This is a genomic window from Aquimarina amphilecti, assembly GCF_900109375.1.
Taxonomy (GTDB): Bacteria; Bacteroidota; Bacteroidia; order Flavobacteriales; family Flavobacteriaceae; genus Aquimarina; species Aquimarina amphilecti.
Window position 1 is genome coordinate 217,892 of the sequence record NZ_FOAB01000004.1, and the last position, 19,229, is coordinate 237,120.

At 31.3% G+C, this 19,229-nt stretch carries 20 protein-coding genes; 9 read left to right on the forward strand and 11 right to left on the reverse strand.

Annotation, left to right across the window (positions count from 1 at the left end; all coding sequences use genetic code 11):
• Positions 1-4 precede the first annotated feature (4 nt).
• From BMY33_RS11635 to BMY33_RS11675, 9 genes are all read right to left on the reverse strand, one after another.
• The gene (locus tag BMY33_RS11635) at positions 5-1,144 is read right to left on the reverse strand and encodes an amidohydrolase family protein (RefSeq protein WP_091408559.1); all 1,140 of its coding nucleotides are present in this window, start codon (positions 1,142-1,144) and stop codon (positions 5-7) included.
• 63 nt (positions 1,145-1,207) lie between these two features.
• Complete coding sequence (locus tag BMY33_RS11640) at positions 1,208-1,513, reverse strand: 2TM domain-containing protein (protein ID WP_035084596.1); 306 nt, start codon at positions 1,511-1,513, stop codon at positions 1,208-1,210.
• Positions 1,514-1,548: 35 nt separating this feature from the next.
• The gene (locus BMY33_RS11645) at positions 1,549-1,863 is read right to left on the reverse strand and encodes a 2TM domain-containing protein (RefSeq protein WP_091408562.1); all 315 of its coding nucleotides are present in this window, start codon (positions 1,861-1,863) and stop codon (positions 1,549-1,551) included.
• A 49-nt stretch (positions 1,864-1,912) separates the two neighbouring features.
• Complete coding sequence (locus BMY33_RS11650; RefSeq protein ID WP_091408564.1) at positions 1,913-2,227, reverse strand: 2TM domain-containing protein; 315 nt, start codon at positions 2,225-2,227, stop codon at positions 1,913-1,915.
• A gap of 11 nt (positions 2,228-2,238) precedes the next feature.
• On the reverse strand, positions 2,239-2,571 hold the full coding sequence (locus tag BMY33_RS11655) for a 2TM domain-containing protein (protein WP_091408567.1): 333 nt from the start codon (positions 2,569-2,571) through the stop codon (positions 2,239-2,241).
• A 10-nt stretch (positions 2,572-2,581) separates the two neighbouring features.
• A complete protein-coding gene (locus tag BMY33_RS11660) occupies positions 2,582-2,947 on the reverse strand; it encodes a 2TM domain-containing protein (RefSeq protein WP_091408569.1) in 366 nt (121 codons plus the stop codon).
• Complete coding sequence (locus BMY33_RS11665; protein WP_091408571.1) at positions 2,919-4,271, reverse strand: 2TM domain-containing protein; 1,353 nt, start codon at positions 4,269-4,271, stop codon at positions 2,919-2,921. The genes BMY33_RS11660 and BMY33_RS11665 overlap by 29 nt, the downstream gene beginning before the upstream one ends.
• A 31-nt stretch (positions 4,272-4,302) precedes the next feature.
• Entirely contained in the window at positions 4,303-4,923 is a 621-nt protein-coding gene (locus BMY33_RS11670; protein WP_091408573.1) for a hypothetical protein, read from the reverse strand.
• Positions 4,924-5,021: 98 nt separating this feature from the next.
• Positions 5,022-7,175 (reverse strand): TonB-dependent receptor, encoded by a 2,154-nt coding sequence (locus tag BMY33_RS11675; protein WP_091408576.1) that lies wholly within the window; start codon positions 7,173-7,175, stop codon positions 5,022-5,024.
• Between the two features lie 198 nt (positions 7,176-7,373).
• Here BMY33_RS11675 and BMY33_RS11680 point away from each other — a divergent pair, with 198 nt between their 5' ends.
• The 3 genes from BMY33_RS11680 (at position 7,374) to BMY33_RS11690 (ending at position 10,187) form a co-directional block, all read left to right on the forward strand.
• Positions 7,374-8,180, forward strand: coding sequence for a GLPGLI family protein (locus BMY33_RS11680; RefSeq protein ID WP_091408578.1), 807 nt, complete (start codon positions 7,374-7,376; stop codon positions 8,178-8,180).
• Positions 8,181-8,298: 118 nt separating this feature from the next.
• A complete protein-coding gene (locus BMY33_RS11685; RefSeq protein WP_091408581.1) occupies positions 8,299-9,174 on the forward strand; it encodes a GLPGLI family protein in 876 nt (291 codons plus the stop codon).
• Positions 9,175-9,323: 149 nt separating this feature from the next.
• A complete protein-coding gene (locus tag BMY33_RS11690) occupies positions 9,324-10,187 on the forward strand; it encodes a GLPGLI family protein (RefSeq protein ID WP_091408583.1) in 864 nt (287 codons plus the stop codon).
• A 17-nt stretch (positions 10,188-10,204) separates the two neighbouring features.
• Here the strand turns inward: BMY33_RS11690 and BMY33_RS11695 are convergent, their stop codons facing one another.
• On the reverse strand, positions 10,205-11,503 hold the full coding sequence (locus BMY33_RS11695; RefSeq protein ID WP_091408585.1) for an NAD(P)/FAD-dependent oxidoreductase: 1,299 nt from the start codon (positions 11,501-11,503) through the stop codon (positions 10,205-10,207).
• A 209-nt stretch (positions 11,504-11,712) separates the two neighbouring features.
• On the opposite strand from BMY33_RS11695, the gene BMY33_RS11700 reads away from it, so the two are divergent.
• On the forward strand, positions 11,713-12,207 hold the full coding sequence (locus BMY33_RS11700; protein WP_091408586.1) for an RNA polymerase sigma factor: 495 nt from the start codon (positions 11,713-11,715) through the stop codon (positions 12,205-12,207).
• 2 nt (positions 12,208-12,209) lie between these two features.
• Entirely contained in the window at positions 12,210-12,833 is a 624-nt protein-coding gene (locus BMY33_RS11705; protein WP_091408588.1) for a hypothetical protein, read from the forward strand.
• Between the two features lie 35 nt (positions 12,834-12,868).
• Here BMY33_RS11705 and BMY33_RS11710 read toward each other — a convergent pair whose 3' ends face one another.
• Positions 12,869-14,050, reverse strand: coding sequence for an LETM1-related biofilm-associated protein (locus tag BMY33_RS11710; protein WP_091408589.1), 1,182 nt, complete (start codon positions 14,048-14,050; stop codon positions 12,869-12,871).
• Between the two features lie 173 nt (positions 14,051-14,223).
• Here BMY33_RS11710 and BMY33_RS23915 point away from each other — a divergent pair, with 173 nt between their 5' ends.
• The 4 genes from BMY33_RS23915 (at position 14,224) to BMY33_RS11730 (ending at position 19,223) form a co-directional block, all read left to right on the forward strand.
• Positions 14,224-14,895 carry a DUF4331 family protein gene (locus BMY33_RS23915; RefSeq protein ID WP_091409458.1) on the forward strand — a complete coding sequence of 224 codons (672 nt, stop codon included), beginning with the start codon at positions 14,224-14,226 and terminating at the stop codon, positions 14,893-14,895.
• Between the two features lie 26 nt (positions 14,896-14,921).
• The gene (locus tag BMY33_RS23920) at positions 14,922-15,536 is read left to right on the forward strand and encodes a DUF4331 family protein (RefSeq protein WP_091408591.1); all 615 of its coding nucleotides are present in this window, start codon (positions 14,922-14,924) and stop codon (positions 15,534-15,536) included.
• Between the two features lie 129 nt (positions 15,537-15,665).
• Positions 15,666-16,958: a tetratricopeptide repeat protein gene (locus BMY33_RS11725; RefSeq protein WP_170837066.1), complete on the forward strand. Its 1,293-nt coding sequence runs from the start codon at positions 15,666-15,668 to the stop codon at positions 16,956-16,958.
• Between the two features lie 33 nt (positions 16,959-16,991).
• Positions 16,992-19,223: a TonB-dependent receptor gene (locus BMY33_RS11730; RefSeq protein ID WP_091408595.1), complete on the forward strand. Its 2,232-nt coding sequence runs from the start codon at positions 16,992-16,994 to the stop codon at positions 19,221-19,223.
• Positions 19,224-19,229: the final 6 nt, after the last annotated feature.

Sequence of the window (19,229 nt, forward strand, 5' to 3'; positions counted from 1 at the left end):
ATAATTACTTTTTTATTTGTACTTCTTTTCCAGCTTTCCACATAGAAGCTATAGTATTTATATGTTTAATATCTTCTATTGGGTTTTTATCTAATAATAAAAGATCTGCAATATACCCTTCTTTTACATATCCTATTTTTCCTAATTCGAATTTATCCGCAGGTAAGGAGGTAGTTCCTTTTAGAACTTCTTTATTTGGGATACCTGCTTCTGACATCAGGATTAACTCTTTATAAAGATCGGTTCCATAGTTAATATCTACATTTGGAGGATCGGTTCCTGCCAAAATAGATACTCCTGCATCGTATAATCGTTTTACTTCTTTTTTTAAAAATGATTCTACTTGTTTAATTTCTTCTGCTGTTTTTTTTCTTCGTTTCTTTTGGACTTCTATTGATACAAGAAGTGTTGGGATCACAAAAAAATCTTTTTCTTTAGCTAATTGTTGTAATTGATCTTCGGGCATTGGAGTATCCCTCCAAATATGTACCAATCCATCGGCATTATTAGTTAGTACTTGATATCCGTCATTCATTTTAGAAACGTGTACTACTACCTTTTTTTTGTTTTTATGACCTTCATCAATAATCGCTTTTACGGTTTCGTGAGATAATGTAGGTTTCCAAGGTTCTACAATGATTTTAATATGGTCTACACCTGCTTTTATTCTATCAGTAACAAATTTTAATGCATCCTCTGGTTTAGTTAGGGTAGGAACAGGGAAACCATATTGTGTACCGTGTCCTTCCGGAGCGGTAGCAGCATATCCAGCTACAAAAAAACGAGCATAATTTGTAGAATCTCTATAGGTCTTCATCATTCCTTGGTATGGTTCAACACCATGCATATCCAATAGATTAAATACACCAGCTCCTGCCGCTTGTTGTAAAATAGGAACTCCCCAAGCGTGTACGTGACAATTAGTCATTGCAGGCATTAAAAATTTACCATTTCCATCAATAACAGTAGTCTTGTGATTTATTGATTTGGCAACTTTAGAGATAGTTCCATTTTCTACAAGAATGGATGTTTTTGGGATCACTTTCTCACCATCAAAAATGGTTACATCTTTAATGATAAAGGATTCTTGAGCATTAAGTAAACCTATAAAAAATATAATAATAAGATGGATGAGTGTTTTCATTTTTACCTACTTTAATTTCATTATCAAAATTGGATTATATAAACAATATAGGAAGAGCATAATTTACTCCCAAAGTTGCTTTTCTTTATCTTCTTCATCCATATATTTTCTGATTCTACGTTCTTCCCAATCTTTATCAAACATAGGATTAATTCTATATGCTTTAACAGCGTGGAAAGCTAAACCGATTCCCCAACCAAATGCAGCCCATAAGAACCAAGCATAACGCCATTCATTTTGATAGTAATTTAGACCAGCTAAGAAGCCTATCACAATAACATAGGAAAATAGGTTATTGTAAAATTTCTTTAATTCGTCTACTCGCTCTTTAGCACGTTCATATCTTTTTTGCTCTTCGAAATCTTTCATGATGATTAGTTTTTTAGTGTTAGTTTTGATTGCTTTTATGATACATCTAGAGTATCATCCTCGTCCATTAGCTTTTTTATTTTTTGTTCTTCCCAGTTCTTTCCAAAAATAAAATTACGTTTAAAGACTTTTAATCCGTGAAACAATAACCCTATTCCCCAGAGTGCAGGGGTAATGTATAAGTGCCATTGTGACCAGCTTTTAAAACCTTGATTGTCCGAATTAGTGTTGATGATTAATATAACTATGTTAATAACAATATAAAACGTTAGGTGTGTATAAAAACCTCGTTCATCATCCACTCTTTTTTTAGCTAGTTCATATCTGTCTTTTTCTTCATAGTCTTGCATAATGAATAGTTTTAAATTGTTGTTGTTTTTTGATTAATGATTTTGATCACTATAGATAATCTATAGTATTATCTTCATTCATTAGTTCTTTGATTTTTCGTTTTTCCCATTGCTTACTAAAAATTATATTTGGATTAAAAACCTTTACCCAATGAAAGAATAAACCAATTCCCCAGAAAAAAGGAGTAATATATAAGTTCCAGTTTAGCCAATTATTGAATCCTTCATCGATGAAATCAGAATTTATAAAAAGTAGAAAAACATTTACAATTACATACGCTGTAAAATGGTTATAAAACCCTTTTTCTTCTTCAACACGTTTTTTAGCTATTCTATATTTTGTTTGTCGTTCAAATTTTTCCATTGTCTGTTCTTTTAAAGGTTTTTATTATTGTTTATTAACTCTTTAATCTTCTTCTCTTCCCATTTTTTACTGAAAATGGATTTTTTAAAAAGTTGTCCTAGGCCGTTTTTCTTTCTGAATGTCCACAATCCATGACCTAGTAAGAAGATACCCCATAGTAAAGGAGAACTAATTAAATTAGGGATTAAGTAACCATCATAGAAATAATCTTTTAGTTGAAGAATTACAATGATAATAGCAATATTTATAACTATGTATATACTTAGATGAGTATAAAAGGATTGTTCTTCTTGAACTCTTTTTTTAGCATTTCTATATTTTTTTTGTAGTTCGGAGTTTTCCATTTTTTATTTTTTAAATGTTGTCTTGCTCATCCATGAACTCTTTAATTTTTTGATTTTCCCATTTTTTGCTAAATATGGATTTGTTAAATAATTTTCCTAATCCATTTTTTTCTCTAAATGTCCATAATCCATGTCCCAGTAAACCTAAGCCCCATAGTAGTGGAGTAGTAATTAAATTCCAGGGCAGGTAATTGTCATAGCCTTCATCGTTTACATAATCTCCAATCTTTATTTTAAAAATAAAGATGACAATATTCATTACTATATATATCGCAACGTGAGAGTAAAAAGATCTTTCTTCGACGATTCTTTTTTTTGCTTTTTTGTATGCTTTTATCTTATCGTGATCATTCATAATTCCTTCTATTAGATTCATCCATATACTTTCTGATTTTTTTCTTTTCCCAATCTTTACCAAATATTGGATGATGATCAAAAGCTTCAGAATAGTGGAAAAGCAATCCTAATCCCCATCCAGCCATTGGGAATATAAACCAGGGTAGACTAAAACCAGTAGTTCTGTAATTAATGAATATTAAAAAGGGAATTACAATGCAATACGCAGTAAGACTGCCATAGAATTCTTTAATCTTTTTTACTCTGTCCTTTGCTCTTTTATATTTTAGGTCCTTTACGATTTCTATATTTTGTGATGTTGTCATATCGATTGATGTTATTTTTTTTGTTAAAATTGGAAGCTTTGCAATGAAAGCTGTTTCTGTTTTGAATACAGAAAACTCTCTTTTAGTAAGTAATCCGTATCGTTGTTGTACATTACCTAAACCTACGCCACTACTTTGCTTTATAACTTCTTTAGGTTGTAAGTTGTTTTCTACAATTAGAAAACCATCATCTTCATAGATCTTTATATGAAGCGGCCTGTCTGGCATAACCACATTATGTTTGATCGTGTTTTCTAATAAAATCTGTAATGATAGTGGTACTACCTTTGCTTCAGAATTAGTTGCAGATTCGGGCATTTCAAAAATGATACTATCTTCAAACCTTAACTTTAATAGAGTCATATAGGTTTTAGCAAATTTTAATTCCTCATCAATAGTTACTAATTCTTTATCTTTTTGTTCTAAAACGTATCGATATACTTTAGATAACGATGTAGTAAATTTTTGCGCCATTCTAGGATTTTCATCTATTAAAGATGTCAATACATTTAGACTGTTAAACAAAAAGTGCGGATCTAGCTGATTTTTTAAAGCATCAAACTTAGCAGAAGCTGTTCCTGCAATTATTTTTTGTTCGGTGACCTTTTTTTCTTGTAACGCTTTATAGAAATAAACGGTATGAAAAAACAATGAAATTATTGCTGTTAATAATAGTGGGAATAGATAGTTTTTAAAAGATTGATCTGTAATGAACTCTGCAAATGTTTGTCTTTGTAAAACCACTACACTTGCTAGAAGCTCGCAAAGAAAATACCCAATCATTGTTACGATAATTGAACCTCCTGTTCCTATTAGTATGCGTTGTAACCCTTTATTTTTCCATTCGAATTTGTAATTAATTAATCTAAAATATAAGATGTTGATATAGGTAAGAAAAAAGCTATATAGAAGGTTGATGATCCAATATTGTATAGTCAGAAATCTATCAAATTCAAATCCATTAGCAAATAAGGTAACTATTGCTATTCCAATGGAAACACCGATAGAAATAATGGCTATTCTTTTTGTATCCTTCATATCTTTTTCTTAATTATTTTTCAGTAAATTATTACTTACAGTTTTGTTGTATTCTTTCTATTTGATCTTTTCCCCAATCAGGGTAAAATGGTATAGTAGAAGACGCTTTTTCAAAGTACAAGATAGCTTTTTCTATTTCAGGACAAAAGGCTTTCGGGTCTTTACCCCAGAATTTTGCAGCGCCCATTTGCCACTCGGCATGATATAATACTGCTCTTGGGTTTTCTGGTTCTATACTTTTTGCTATTTGATATAATTCCTCCACTTTAGCAGAATGCGTCATTCCATATTTTGCTCCATCATATACTACATATGCTGTATTAAGCATAGCTTCCATAATTAGAATTTCTGCATTATTTTTAGAATGAGTTTTAGCTTCGTTAAGATAGTTTTGCGCTTTTGTTAAACGAGATTCTACTTCTTCTGCATTTTTAGTTCCAAACGTCTTTACAATATGGATCTGAGCAGCATAGTAAAATGGTAACCAGTTGTCTTTTTCTGCTTGACCAATTCTTTCAAATAAATTAGCAGCTTCATCATTTTTTTGACTTCCCCAAAGTTCAAAAGCTTTTCCCATTCCTTTTTCGTAAGCTGATTGAGCAATAGCTGTGTTAATTGTAAAAAGGCTAAGTATCATAAGAATTGTTTTCATAGTGACAGTTGTTTTGTTTAATAGTATAAAGATCTTTTAAAACCCAGTGTTTTGGAATTAAATAGTACCGAACTGTAGTTTTTTTATGCTGAATTGTATTACAGATTGTTTAATTGATTATCTTTTTTATTATCACTGATTGTCCAGAAGAATCCTACAATAAAGAAACGATCAGCAGTTGGTCTAATAGCACGCCTCGCAAAATCACCATTTACGTTAGGTGCATTAGTATATTGATAGTTGAATACATTATCAAAACCAAGAACATTGGATACAGAAACAAATAAAATCTTTTGTTGGCTAATAAGATACGCCCAGCTCATATTTAAAGAATTGAATGTTTTTGTTTTTTTACCCAAGAAATCCGTGGTGTTTGGATCAGTATATGGACGACCAGAAGCAAAGTTATAAGTAGCACTAATTAGCGACTTCCAATCCTCAGCCCAATATTTCCCTACAACGGATAGATTATGTTTTGCGGCAAAATTGGGAGTGGCACGTTCTGGGTAATTTCTATAATTTCTTTTAGTATCTAAATAGGAATAACTCGTCCAGTACTCAAAATTCTTAATGGATTTATTATCTCTCCAATAAATATCTAGTCCAGTAGCATATCCATCTCCATTGTTATTGTAAAAACTATCAAATTCTGGTAATTCAGTATTAAATTTCACCAAACTATTATAATTTTTGTAATAAGCTTCTGCTCTTAAAGTTCTCCCATCATTTTGGTATAAGTAATTGAGTATATAATGAGATGATTTTTCAGGATCTAATGAACTGTTGTATTTTAAAATATCTTGTTGAGGTGATTGATAAAAATCACCATATGCTAAAGAAACTTGGGATTTCTCTGCTATTTTGTATGCTAAAGATGCTCTTGGAGATACTTTAGTAAAATCCAGTAATGTATTATGTGTAGCTCTTACTCCAACTTGCATAGCTAGTTTTTTGTTGAAAAATATGTTAGCCTCAGAAAAAGCTGCTGTACTATTGTTTTTGAAACTACTCTGAAAGTTTCCAAAAGAAGTAGCATTTATATCCTCTTTAAAATCTCCTAAGAATTGTTCTGCTCCAAAGCTTAGTTTAAATCTATTACTAAATCTTTTTCTAAGTTTTACTTTAATGTGAGCACTGTTATCATCATTGTCAATATTTGTTTCTTCAATTTTTATGTCATTATGATCATTAGAGAAACTTACACCCGTAGCCAATGACCAATCATTCTTTAGATCCCCTTTATAAGAAGCATTTAAGTAAAGATTTCTATTAGTAAGACCAAAACTGATTCCTTCTGATACATTTATATCTTCTTGTATTAATTGAAAATCTGAATAATTTAGTCCTCCATATAATTTGAATAAACCATTATCAAAATGATGTCTATAAACAGCTTCTCCTGATAGGGATTCAAAAGGTTTAATCCAATCTACACGTTGAGAAATGATTTCCTGATATGGTTTTAGATTAAGGTAAAATGCGTTGATACTTAAGGAATTTTTCTCCCATTTTTGTGTGTTTCCTACACCAAGACCTACAGTTATAAAAGATAAATCAGTTTTTTCTTGTTCAGGTTCATTAATTGTATTGAGGAGCAGTACACTCGATAAAGCATCTCCATATTCCGCAGAATATCCACCTGTAGAAAAGTTGGTTCCCTTAAAAAGAAAAGGGGAGAAACGACCACGAGTAGGAATATTATTAGCCGTTGCCGAAAAAGGCTGAAAAACTCTTAGCCCATCTATATAAACATTAGCTTCATTAGCATCACCACCTCTAACAAATAACCGACCATCCTCTGCTACAGTAGATGTACCTGGTAAGGTTTGGAAAGCACCAATATAATCACCAGCTGCACCTGCGGTGGTAACAATATCTAATGGTGTAAGTACCGATGCTTTACTATTGTCTCCTGCAGAAAAAGTACCTGCATTAAGAATAACGCTTCCTAAAGAATTTACATCTTCTCTTAATACTATTTTTAGATCTTTCATTTTGTTTACAGAGTTACTGAATACATAAGTTTCGAAAGAAAGAAAAGAGACTACCAACATTTGTTCTCCTGTTTCTGAGGTTGTAAAAGTGAACGTGCCATCATCAGCTGATGATGCTCCATCGTAGGTACCCTCTAAATAAATGTTTGCGCCAGGAATAGGGTTTCCTGAAGGATCTGTAACGATTCCTGTAATTGTGGTTTGAGCATTTGAAAATGCTATTGTGAGTAGGAAGATTGTGGTTAATATTGATTTCATCTGTTAGCTTATTGTTTTGATTGATACACCAAAATTGAGCTAAAAGATTAGATGATAAAACAGAATAGAACCCAACTGTCGAAATAATGGGATGGAATGTTGTTTGCAGGAAAAATGATAACAATAAAATAAACTAAGAAATTAGTTGAATCATTTAACTAATTTCTTAGTTTTGTTTTTTTGATCACAAATCTCTTTATGAAAACTATACGTATATTATTAATTTTTCTGTTTGCATGCATGGGGAATTATGCACAAGAATTTACCATTTTCTATAACGAAGTACGAAAAGCAGATTATCGTCAGTTAAGATCTTCTATGTTAGATATTATTCCAAGGACAGAGGATGATATATCGTTGATAAGAGATAAAGCAAAAGACCATAGTAAAGAATTGAAAAGTTATGAATACAGCAGTGTGCTAAGAATAGATGGTAATAAGTCAATCTATTATCCCATTGAACGGCAATATAATGACACAATAAACAATTCAGTTACTTATGGAAAAGGAGGTAAGCGAGTTTTTATAAGTAGAGAAACATCAGAAAAAGAGTATAAAGTTGTTTATATCAATGAGCGTAAGAAGAAAAAATCAAGTGTTGAATATGCGTATGGAAAAGAATATTTAATTGAAGAAAAGTTATCTAAATTAAATTGGAAAAAAACCAATGAAACCAAAAAAATGTTTGGGTATACTTGTAAAAAAGCATTATTGTTTAAATCGTTAAAAAAAGAATTTACTGGATCTTACGGGGTATATACTACCAAAAACCAAAAACCTGTAGAAGTATGGTATACAGAAGATATAGATAGTTCATTTGGTCCAGCTGGATATTGGGGCTTACCGGGATTAATAGTAAAAGTGGTGGAGGACGATGCAGTTATCGTTATAGATAGAATATTGTATACACTAGACGGCTTTAAAGTAAAACCACCGAATACAGGAGAAAAAATTACTAGAGAAGAATTAGAAGATATTCCGATGTTACTTTTTAATGAACATTGATTGATTTTTTTAAATGTAAAATAGATGTTACAGGTAAATTATAAGTATTAAAGGGTAACATTTTTAAAGAATATAACACTTAGATATATACTATAGTTATAATAGAAATTAGAAACGGATGAAAATTAAACTATTCCTAATCATTTTCTTTATTTCCTTTTTAGGAAAAAGTCAGGAAATTACTGTTTTTTATAAAGAGAAAAGAAAACCTGCTCAGGTTTCGAGACGTCATGCACCGATGGATACAGAACATTTTAAGGTTTACATGGATGAAATAAAAAGAATCAAAGCTGCTAGTATAGCTGATAAGGATAAAGATTCTACTGATATATTTCGTCAAATGATGCAGGAGCAAGCGAATAAAATGTCTGCTCATGCTATGAAAATTTTTAAAGAAACTAAGAAGAAATCTTTGGATATTCCAGCATATGATTTTGTTACTGTTCTAAAAATCAAGAATGAAAATTCATTGTATTATCCACAAGAAAAGGTTAGTAATGATACCGTATCCTATACCAGAACAAATAAAACAGGCCGTGAATTTGTAGATGAACGGGTTAATTATAATAATTCAGAAATTATTTATGTAAATCATAAGAAAGATCAAAAAATTAGCTCGCTAAAGATTTATGAATTTGATCAGAGAGGTAGACAGTTTTTGATAGAGGAAAAGTTAATGGAGTTGCAGTGGACGCTAACAAAAGAGACAAAAAAAATCGATCAATATATATGTTATAAAGCTGTACTAAACAACTCTGATAAAAAGATAGAGGCTTGGTACACTAAGGAGATTATAGCAAATCATGGCCCAAAAGGATATTATGGATTACCAGGTCTAATTTTAGAATTAAAAGAAGGTAAAAAAACAGTCGGTTTTCACAAAATCCATTTAATTCCGGAAGAAGGTTTTGAAATACAGCCGCCAACCGAAGGAGAAAAAATTACTAGAGAAGAACTTAAAGATTTACCTTCTAAGTTATTTAATCAGTATTAAATAGATATTATGGTAGTATTTTCTTCGGATTTAAGAACGCATATTACTTTATCATAATCATAATCATAATCATAATCATAAAAAGAAAATTATTTCAGCTTTGGGAGCCAAATTGATTAAACGATCTCTAAGCTCATCAAAAATAAAAAATGAAAAAACTATTGTTGTTAATTATTGTTTTATCCTCTATTACTATGCAATCTCAGCAGATGACTGTATTTTATAAAGAGAAACGTATGCCGTCTCAGGTAAATACGAGATATGATCATTCTGGTGAGAAAGAAATTGAATTGCTTGCTATTGAGATAATACAATTAAAAGCCGCAATGAAAGCAGAAAAAAATAAAGATTCTATTCAAGTGTATGAGCAAAAAATGCAAGATCTTTTATCGAAATTAAAGGTCCATACTGTGAGAAATAAACAAAAATCATTGAAAATACCCGAGTACGATTATATTACCGTATTGAAATTAGAGAACAAAAAGGCATTGTATTATCCACAGAATAAGGCGGGTAATGATACAATTTCAGAGGAAGGAACTAATGAAAAAGGAAATAATTTTAAAAATGTACGAATTAACTATTATGACTCTGAAATAATTTACATAGACCAATCACAAAATAAGAAAACAAGCTATTTAAAAGTACATGAATTTGATTTTAGGGGAAGAGAATTTTTGATTGAAGAGGTATTGGATAAGCAAGAGTGGGCGCTAACAAAAGAGACAAAAAGAATTGATCAATATATATGTTATAAAGCTGTGCTAAACAACTATAATAAAAAGGTAGAAGCCTGGTATACTAAGGATATTAAAGCTAATCATGGTCCAAAAGGATATTTTGGATTACCAGGTCTTATTCTAGAATTAAAAGAAGGCAAAAAAACAGTCCGTTTTCATAAGATTCAGTTACTTTCTTCGGATACTATAGATATTAAACCACCAACCGAAGGAGAAAAAATTACTAGAGAAGAACTTAAAGATTTACCTTCTAAGTTATTTAATCAGTACTAGAACAGTATGATTAAATACTAAACACGCTCAATAGCATTTTCTTCTTTATTCTTAAAAGGTCTTACAATTAATCTTGCAGCCTTATCATAATTGATGTAATTATAAGTCCAGTTAAAGAAAGTTACAAAACGGTTTCTAAAACCTACCAAGAACCATAAGTGAATAAACATCCAAACAAACCAAGCAAAGAATCCACCAAAACGGAATTTACCTAAATCTACAACTGCTTTATTACGACCAATAGTAGCCATAGAGCCTTTGTCAAAATACTTAAAAGGAACCATAGGTTTTCCTTTTAGATGCCTTTTAAGGTTCTTTACGAGATGATTTCCTTGTTGTATCGCTGGTTGCGCAACCATAGGATGTCCCTTTGGATATTCATCCGTTTGCATTAAAGCAATATCCCCAATAGCATATACATCATTATAACCTTCGATTTGATTATATTCATTTACCTTATATCTATTTGCTCTAGGAATAATAGTATCTGCGTTTAAACCTTTTACAGGAGCACCAGTAACTCCTGCTGACCAGATGAAAGTTGCAGTTTTTAAAGAAAGATCAGTATTGGTAGATACCAAGTTTGATTCATAATTAGTTACTTGTGTATTTGTATGAATATGAACTCCCATTTTCTCAAGAAATTTAGAAGCTTTTTCAGAAGCATTTGTACTCATAGGAGGTAAAACGCGATCTGCACCTTCTATTAAATGAATTTCCATTTCGCTAAAATCCATATCAGGATAGTCACGAGGAAGTACATTAAGTTGTAGTTCAGCAATTCCTCCTGCTAATTCTACACCCGTAGGTCCCGCACCGGCTAATACGAAACGTAATAATTCTTTTCTCTTTTCTGGATCAGTTGTAATAACTGCTTGTTCGAGGTTTTCTAATAACAAACTTCGTAAATTCAATGCTTGCGGTAAATTTTTCATTCGCATTGAATTTTTTTCTATAGTTTCATTACCAAAGAAATTAGTTCGTGCTCCAGTGGCAATCACTAAGTAATCATAGGTAATGCTTCCAATAGCAGTATGCACTTTTTTTTCATTAGAATCTATAGAAGTTACCTCGGTCATCCTAAAGTATGTGTTTTTACCACGTTTTATTATTTTTCTTAACGGATAAGCAATGGAATCGGGTTCTAAAGATGAAGTAGAAACTTGATATAATAAAGGCTGAAATGTGTGATAATTGTGTCTGTCTAATAGTACAAGTTGCACATTTTCTTTTACCATTTTTCTGGCTAATGCAACTCCAGCAAAACCACCTCCAATAATCACTAATCTTGGTAAATTAGTATAAGGAATGTTCATAAATAAAGTGTTGTTTTACAAAGATAAAATGATAATATCATATACCCTACAGAATATTTATTTTTGTTGTTTTAATGTGATAAACTATCTGATTATTAAGAGTATATTGTAGTGTTTTGTTAATAGAAAATCGGAATATGGATAAAATTTAATTTTTAATGTGTAACGTATTTGTTTTATTACCTACTTATTAGGTGTAACTAACTGAAGTGAATAAAGAATTAGAACATAGTTTTGTAACCAATCTTGAGCAAAATCAAAATATTGTGCACAAGGTATGCAGGATATATACGAATGATGCAGAATCGCACAATGATTTGTTTCAGGAGATAACTATCCAGCTATGGAAGGCGTATCCTAAATTTAGAGGAGATTCTAAGTTTAGTACCTGGATGTATAGGGTTTCTTTGAATACAGCTATTACGTTATATCGTAAATCCAAAAGAAGTATTAAGACTTCTGATTTTGATGCGATGGATTTCAAAATTAAAGCGGAGGAATACGATGATGAGATAGAACAACAACTTAAGTTGATGTATGCAGCAGTAAAACAATTAAATGATATAGAAAAAGCGTTAGTTTTTTTATATCTGGAAGACAAATCATATAAAGAAATAGCAGAGACTATGGGGATCTCTGAAGTAAATGCAAGAGTGAAAATGAATAGAGTGAAGACGAAGTTGAAAAAAATATTAAACCCATAAGTATGGATGAATTAGAATTATTAAAAAAAGACTGGAAGAATCAAGACGAAGCGCTTCCAAAATTATCATATAATGAGATCTACAAGATGATTTTAAAGAAATCTTCTTCAATGGTAAAATGGATTTTTATCATTAGTGTGTTAGAATTTATTTTATGGTCTTCAATTGACATTATAGTCAGATTAAGTGGTCAGTATGAAGAATTAGAAGTTTTTGGATTAGAAGGTTTTTCGATATTTACAACGATATTATCATATGGTATATTGATATATTTTATGATTAGGTTTTACCTAAATTATAGAAATATTCAAACCACAGATTCTGCAGCTGTTTTGATGAAAAATATTTTAAATACAAGAAGAACAGTAAAACAATATGTATGGATTAATATAAGTTTTCTTGCATTGACCACAATGGTTGTTATCACTTATATGGCATTTTATACGGATTCATATACCAGTAAATCAGCAGATCAAGAAGTCCCAGTATATTTGATAATAATTACCTCAGTAATTGTATTAGCTATTTTTATAGGACTCTTAGCGTTGTTATATAGATTGATTTACGGAATATTAACAAGAAAGCTAAAAAGAAATTATAAAGAATTACAGAAATTAGAAGTATAAGAATAAATAAAAAATCCTGATTTAATCAGGATTTTTTATTTATTTTCGTTAAATGCAGAGGGCAATAATTGCGGGATAAATTTCACTAATAAAGGCAATAATAAACTACCGCCAGGTAGAATAAAAATGGCTAGAGAAGGAATGGTTTTACAAACATCTAGTAGCTGTTGTTTCATTTGTTGTTTTTCCTCTTTAGATAAATCTCTAATTGCCGATTGACCCAATAAAATCATTAAATCTTTACTTTCGGAAATCTCTTTAATTAATCTTTTCTTATTTCTAAGGATTAGGATACTTACGGTTCTAGAAGTTTGTTTATAAAAATGATGAGCAGGGTTTGAGTAATTAAAAAATGATATTTCTTCTTTGTGCTCTTTTACAAAAAGTTGTACAGAATGCAGGGATTCTTTTACCCATTGATTAGGTATAATAAGTTCTGCTCCTAAAGCACGCATGAAATCTTGCTCTCCTAAATCAACTTCTTTATCATTCCATACAGCCAAACTCGTTAGGTCTAGAATATATCTTTTCTCTAACTCATCAGTATAAGATTCCAATTCTATTTGATCAAAACTAGCATCTTCATCCGTATTAACTTTCGTATATCTTACCGATGAAGCAAAAAGTTTTACCAATAATTCATAATAATTATCCTTTTCTATTTTCGAGTTTAGAGCAAGAAAAACAATATTTGTTAATGCTTCCTCTAAAGTGGCCGCATATTCTATTGGATTTTTATCGTGAATTAAGAAATGCTCGAAAGCAAGAACATCAATAAACAACAAAGCGTTTGTTAGTAAATGACTAAAATTCTTTTTGAAAATAGATTCATTCGTTTGAATACGGGTATTAATTATTTTTTCTAATTTCTCACTTTTACTGTTAGTCAGCGCATTGACAAAGGAGAAAAAAGATTTTTTGGTATCTAAATATTCGTAGAATTCTATTAAAGCTTTAATACAGTCTTTAGAGTCACCATTATCAATAGTCTCATAGTAAGTAACTACCAAGGCAGTAAAAAGGTTTATTTTAGTTTTTTCTTCTTCAGAATATGTGATTTCCGAATCGTATGATAATGCTATTTCTACAGAGGTACCATATATAAAACCTACGTTCCGTAGCTCTAGATATAATTCATCTAGTGAAGATAAAGAAAGAGAGTCTATGTCAAAATCTCTTAAAAATTTATCTATCCAACCAGCAGTTGATGGGTTCATAGGTTTATAGGTTTATCGCAAAGTTAAATTTATTTTTCATGTAACGACGTTCAACTATAATCTAGATGTATAAAATAATAGTTAACAAATTTTTAACACATACCTCAAAACCGTGTTCTTTTTATCCTCGTATGTAATAGCGTAAACATTTAAAATTAAATAAAATGAACAAAATTAGAAAAACAAATTTATTCATTCTAGGTGGTCTTTTGGGCCTAGGAGTAGTATTTATGGCGGCAGATCATATTGATGCTCCTGCGGTTGTAGGGAGTACAGCTGACATTACTGACCTTTATGCTTTTGAAGGAGCAAATCCTGATAATACTGTATTTGTAGCAAATGTTCAGGGATTATTAACACCCGGAAGCTTAGCTACTTTTGATGAAAATGTACTAGTAGAAATCAATATTGATAATGATGGTGATTTAGTAGAAGATCTTGTTATCCAGGCTATACCTAGAGATGGTGTGATGTATTTTTTTGGTCCTTATCAACCTTCACAAACTGGATTGAATAGCACTATTGATGATGATACACAATATTTAGGACAGGTTGCTATAAGTAACGGATCTAATGCGATTACATCAGAAATAAACGGAATTTCTTATTTCGCAGGCCTAAGAGAAGATCCTTTCTTTTTCGATTCCAATCAATTCAATGCAATCATTGGTGGAATGGCTTCTGGAGGTTTCAATAATCCTGGGAATGATGATTTTGATGGCACTAATGTATTATCATTAGTTGTAGAAGTGCCTAATTCATTTTTAGGAGGAACATTTAGTCATCCAGCCGGAACAGGAGTTGAAGTATTTAATACTTGGGCGGAAGCAAAAAGAAAACAATAATTAAGAATTTTTAAATAATAGATATTATGAAACTAAATAAATTTAAAAATATATCAGCTGCTTTGGTAGTACTTGTTGGGCTTGTGAGTTGTAGCAGTGATGATGATGTAATTGTAGTTGATCCACCTGTAGCTTTAGATTTCTCGGGAACCTTCATACAAGAAGATCAAATGGGGCGTCCAGGAATTAATACCGTATTCAGTGCAACACCGGATATTGAAAATAGCTTTAATGTTACCATCCCATCTGAGCAGGGAGCGGCTTTCCAATCATTATTTGAAACTCAATTAGCGGGACTTCATAATGCTTTTGGAGCAACTTATGAGAATAATATTTTGGGATTAGATATTACAACGTTGACTACAGTTTTAGCATCAGATGTCTTACAAGTAGCACCAGGAGTTCCAACGACATATTTTGATGGAACAAATGTATTAACTGGAAGAAGATTAACAGATGATGTAATAGATGTCTCTTTAATATTATTGTTTGGTGGACAAACTGGAGACCGTTTTAATGGTCAGGATTTAGATAATGATGGAACTCCAGATTTGCCAATACTTGTTACTGATGGAGTTAGTAATGCCGGAGAGACACCATCAAATACATTTCCGTATTTAGAATCTCCACATGGATCATAAATAATTAAATACTTACTGTCAAACTGAGTCTGTCTATAATTAAATCAGCCCTCAAGTGATTTTGTTCTCCTTAATGCAGGTAAATACGATAGACTCAGAATGATGGTAATAACTCAAAAAACAAAACATATGAAAATATCAAATAACATAATAGGTTTCATTGTAGGAGTGCTTATTATTTCCTGTCAAAAAGAAGAAACTACGATTACGAATCCAGAAGATTATACTATGTATCTTAAGGAAGATCATAGTCAAATAGCCGAAGAAGCGAAAGAAAGATTACAGTTTTGGAATTCCAGAATAAAGAAAGACAGTCTTCAGTTAACGGCTTTAGGACCTGCTGCAGCGACATATACCAAATTATTCCAATCTACCGGAGATATAGTCTATTTAAAATTAGCAGAGAAAGCATTAACAAAATCCACAGAGATAGCCGCAGTTGGAAAATCAGGACATCTTTTGGCATTAGCTCACAATTATATATCACAACATAGATTTATTGAAGCAAAAAAAGCTGCGCAAGGGGCTTATCTTTTAAAAACAGATAGTAAGGCTTCGGAAATGGTACTATTTGATGTTTCTATGGAATTAGGAGAATATGACAATGCAGAGAAGTATTTAGAAAAATTCGTAAATCAGAGTGATTATAACTTTCTAATTCGTTTAGCTAAATGGAACGATTATAAAGGAAATCTGGATGCTACCATAAGAAATATGGAAAAAGCACTAAAAATCGCAGAAAGCAGTAAGAACAATGACCTACAATTATGGTCTTATACAAATTTAGCTGATTATTATGGTCATGCAGGTAAGATAAGAGAATCTTATGATCATTATTTAAAAGCCTTGGCAATTGATCCTTCTAATGCATATGCAAAAAAAGGAATTGCTTGGATCGTGTATTCTTATGAACATAAACCAGAAGAAGCATTAAAAATTCTTGATGCGGTTATGTCTGATTATCAAAGCCCGGACTATTTTTTATTAAAAGCTGAGATAGCGGAGTTTCAAAAAAATGATATAGCTAGAAAAATTAACCTTATAAAATTTCGTAATTCAATAAAGGACGATCGATATGGCCTTATGTACAATACACATAAAGCAATATTACTTGCGGAGGAATATGATGAATACGATAAAGCACTAGCTATAGCGGAACAAGAAATACAGAATCGTCCAACCCCACAATCTTATGATTTAAAAGCATATATATTAAATCTAAAAGGAGATCATAAAGAAGCATTATCAATTGCCGAAAATTATATAGTTCATAAGACATTTGAACCTCTAGCGAATCTTCATATTGCTCAAATTTATAAAACAAATAATTTATCAGAAAAAGTAAGTCCAATAATTGAAGAATTGAAGGAAAGTAGTTATGAGTTAGGACCTGTTATTTCTAAGGAATTAATGAATCTGTAAAAATTACTTTCTTTTAAATTATTAAAAAATACCATGAAAAATATACTGGTTACACTTTTGCTGATATTCGGCATAAACGGGTACGCTCAAAATCAAACTTTAAAAGGAAAAGTTGTTGATGCATTTGATACGGCTCTCTCCGAAGCGTATGTATATAATATTCAAGCTGAGAGCCATACCCACACTTTAGAAAATGGAACTTTTTTACTTCCTAAAGTAGCAATTGATGATACATTAACCATACGCTTATTAGGTTTTGAAACGAAAAACTTAATCATTAAACAAGTCGATTTTGATAACGGGATTGAAATAATGTTAGAAAGTAAAATTTTTCAGTTGGATGAGTTGGTTTTAAAACAGGAGGTTAATCCATTACAGCTGATTAATAAAATAGATATGAAAGTAAATCCGGTAAGCTCTTCTCAAGAGTTGTTACAAAAAGTCCCAGGCCTATTTATAGGTCAACATGCAGGTGGTGGTAAGGCAGAGCAGATTTTTCTTAGAGGATTTGATGTTGATCATGGAACCGATATATCTATTTCTGTTGATGGTATGCCTGTAAATATGGTATCTCATGCTCATGGGCAAGGATATGCAGATTTACATTTTGTAATTCCCGAAACTATTAATAAAATACGATTTGGTAAAGGTTCTTATACTGTTGATCAAGGGAATTTTAATACCGCTGGATATGTAGCATTTAAGACAAAAGAAAGTTTTACTGATAATAAGATTAAAGTAGAAGTTGGGGATTTTAATACATTACGTACAGTAGGGTTGTTTAATCTTTTAGGTGCTTCTCCTAAGGAAAATGGTACGCTAGCCTTAGAATATGTGGAGAGTGATGGGCCATTTGAATCTCCTCAGAATTTTAATAGAATTAATGTAGTTGGTAAGTATACTAAGCAATTATCAGATAACAATAAAGTATCTGTTGCTGCTTCGCATTTTACGAGTCGATGGGATGCCTCGGGACAAATACCCAATAGAGCTGTTGATCAAGGGATTATTTCTAGATTTGGGGCCATTGATGATACAGAAGGTGGAACTACATCTAGAACTAACTTTAATATAATATATGACAAATTTATTACAGATAATTCGACGTTTAAAACCAATGTATTTTATACAATGTATGATTTTGAATTGTATTCTAATTTCACATTTTTCTTAAATGACCCCGTTAATGGAGATCAGATAAGACAAAAAGAAAGTAGAAAACTGTTTGGTTTTAACAGTGTTTTTAGTTCTATAAAATATTTGAATCAGTTCGAAATAGAATTTAATGGAGGAATCGGAATTCGGAATGATGCGATTGATGATAATGAATTATCCAGAACAGCTAATAGGAATGAAACCCTCGAAAATGTAAGTTTAGGAGATGTAAATGAAACAAATGCATATGCTTTTGCAGATGTTACTTTTGATTTTGGGAAGCTAAAAATAACACCTGCTGTTCGTTTGGATTATTTTAAATATGTCTATGAGGATGCATTATTGACTCCTTTTACTGTTCTATCTGAGACAAAATCTATTATATCACCTAAATTGAGAATTTCTTATGATCCAACTAATAACTTACATTTTTTTGCAAAATCAGGAATTGGATTTCACGGTAATGACACTAGAGTAGTAACTGCCCGAAATGGAGAAGAAATTTTACCTAAATCATATGGTGTAGATTTTGGAATGAATTGGAAACCTTTCTCAAGAGTATTTTTGAATACGACACTTTGGTATTTAGGATTGCAACAAGAGTTTGTATATGTAGGTGATGAAGGAGTAGTTGAACCTAGTGGGAAAACTAGAAGAACCGGAATTGATATTAGTGGAAGATATCAAGTAAATGATTGGTTGTTTTTAGACTCGGATGCGACCTATACGTATGCCAGAAGTATAGAAGAGGAAAATGGTAATGATTATATTCCTTTAGCACCAAAATTTACTGCGGCAGGAGGAATAAGCATAGAGAATTTACATAATCTCTCTGGAGGAATACGCTACAGGTATTTAGGAGATCGCCCAGCAACAGAAGATAATAATATTGTAGCAGAAGGATATACAGTGATCGACGTGTCATTAAATTATCGATGGAAACAATTTGATTTTTCTTTAAGTGTTGAAAATCTTTTTGATACGAAGTGGAACGAAACACAATTTGCTACAGAATCTAGGTTAGCAAACGAAACTCAATCAGAAGAAGAAATTCACTTTACACCTGGCACACCATTTTTTGCAAAAGCAGGAATAACATATAGGTTTTAGAATATA

Bases quoted from the DNA above. Each gene is read 5' to 3' on its own strand.
- BMY33_RS11665 (WP_091408571.1), bottom strand. From the start codon at position 4,271: ATGAAGGATACAAAAAGAATAGCCATTATTTCTATCGGTGTTTCCATT.
- BMY33_RS11730 (WP_091408595.1), top strand. From the start codon at position 16,992: ATGAAAAATATACTGGTTACACTTTTGCTGATATTCGGCATAAACGGG.
- BMY33_RS11685 (WP_091408581.1), top strand. From the start codon at position 8,299: ATGAAAATTAAACTATTCCTAATCATTTTCTTTATTTCCTTTTTAGGA.
- BMY33_RS11675 (WP_091408576.1), bottom strand. From the start codon at position 7,175: ATGAAATCAATATTAACCACAATCTTCCTACTCACAATAGCATTTTCA.
- BMY33_RS11640 (WP_035084596.1), bottom strand. From the start codon at position 1,513: ATGAAAGATTTCGAAGAGCAAAAAAGATATGAACGTGCTAAAGAGCGA.
- BMY33_RS23920 (WP_091408591.1), top strand. From the start codon at position 14,922: ATGAAACTAAATAAATTTAAAAATATATCAGCTGCTTTGGTAGTACTT.
- BMY33_RS11645 (WP_091408562.1), bottom strand. From the start codon at position 1,863: ATGCAAGACTATGAAGAAAAAGACAGATATGAACTAGCTAAAAAAAGA.
- BMY33_RS11695 (WP_091408585.1), bottom strand. From the start codon at position 11,503: ATGAACATTCCTTATACTAATTTACCAAGATTAGTGATTATTGGAGGT.
- BMY33_RS11650 (WP_091408564.1), bottom strand. From the start codon at position 2,227: ATGGAAAAATTTGAACGACAAACAAAATATAGAATAGCTAAAAAACGT.
- BMY33_RS11725 (WP_170837066.1), top strand. From the start codon at position 15,666: ATGAAAATATCAAATAACATAATAGGTTTCATTGTAGGAGTGCTTATT.
- BMY33_RS11680 (WP_091408578.1), top strand. From the start codon at position 7,374: ATGAAAACTATACGTATATTATTAATTTTTCTGTTTGCATGCATGGGG.
- BMY33_RS11710 (WP_091408589.1), bottom strand. From the start codon at position 14,050: ATGAACCCATCAACTGCTGGTTGGATAGATAAATTTTTAAGAGATTTT.
- BMY33_RS11660 (WP_091408569.1), bottom strand. From the start codon at position 2,947: ATGAATCTAATAGAAGGAATTATGAATGATCACGATAAGATAAAAGCA.
- BMY33_RS11635 (WP_091408559.1), bottom strand. From the start codon at position 1,144: ATGAAAACACTCATCCATCTTATTATTATATTTTTTATAGGTTTACTT.
- BMY33_RS11690 (WP_091408583.1), top strand. From the start codon at position 9,324: ATGAAAAAACTATTGTTGTTAATTATTGTTTTATCCTCTATTACTATG.
- BMY33_RS11670 (WP_091408573.1), bottom strand. From the start codon at position 4,923: ATGAAAACAATTCTTATGATACTTAGCCTTTTTACAATTAACACAGCT.
- BMY33_RS11655 (WP_091408567.1), bottom strand. From the start codon at position 2,571: ATGGAAAACTCCGAACTACAAAAAAAATATAGAAATGCTAAAAAAAGA.
- BMY33_RS11705 (WP_091408588.1), top strand. From the start codon at position 12,210: ATGGATGAATTAGAATTATTAAAAAAAGACTGGAAGAATCAAGACGAA.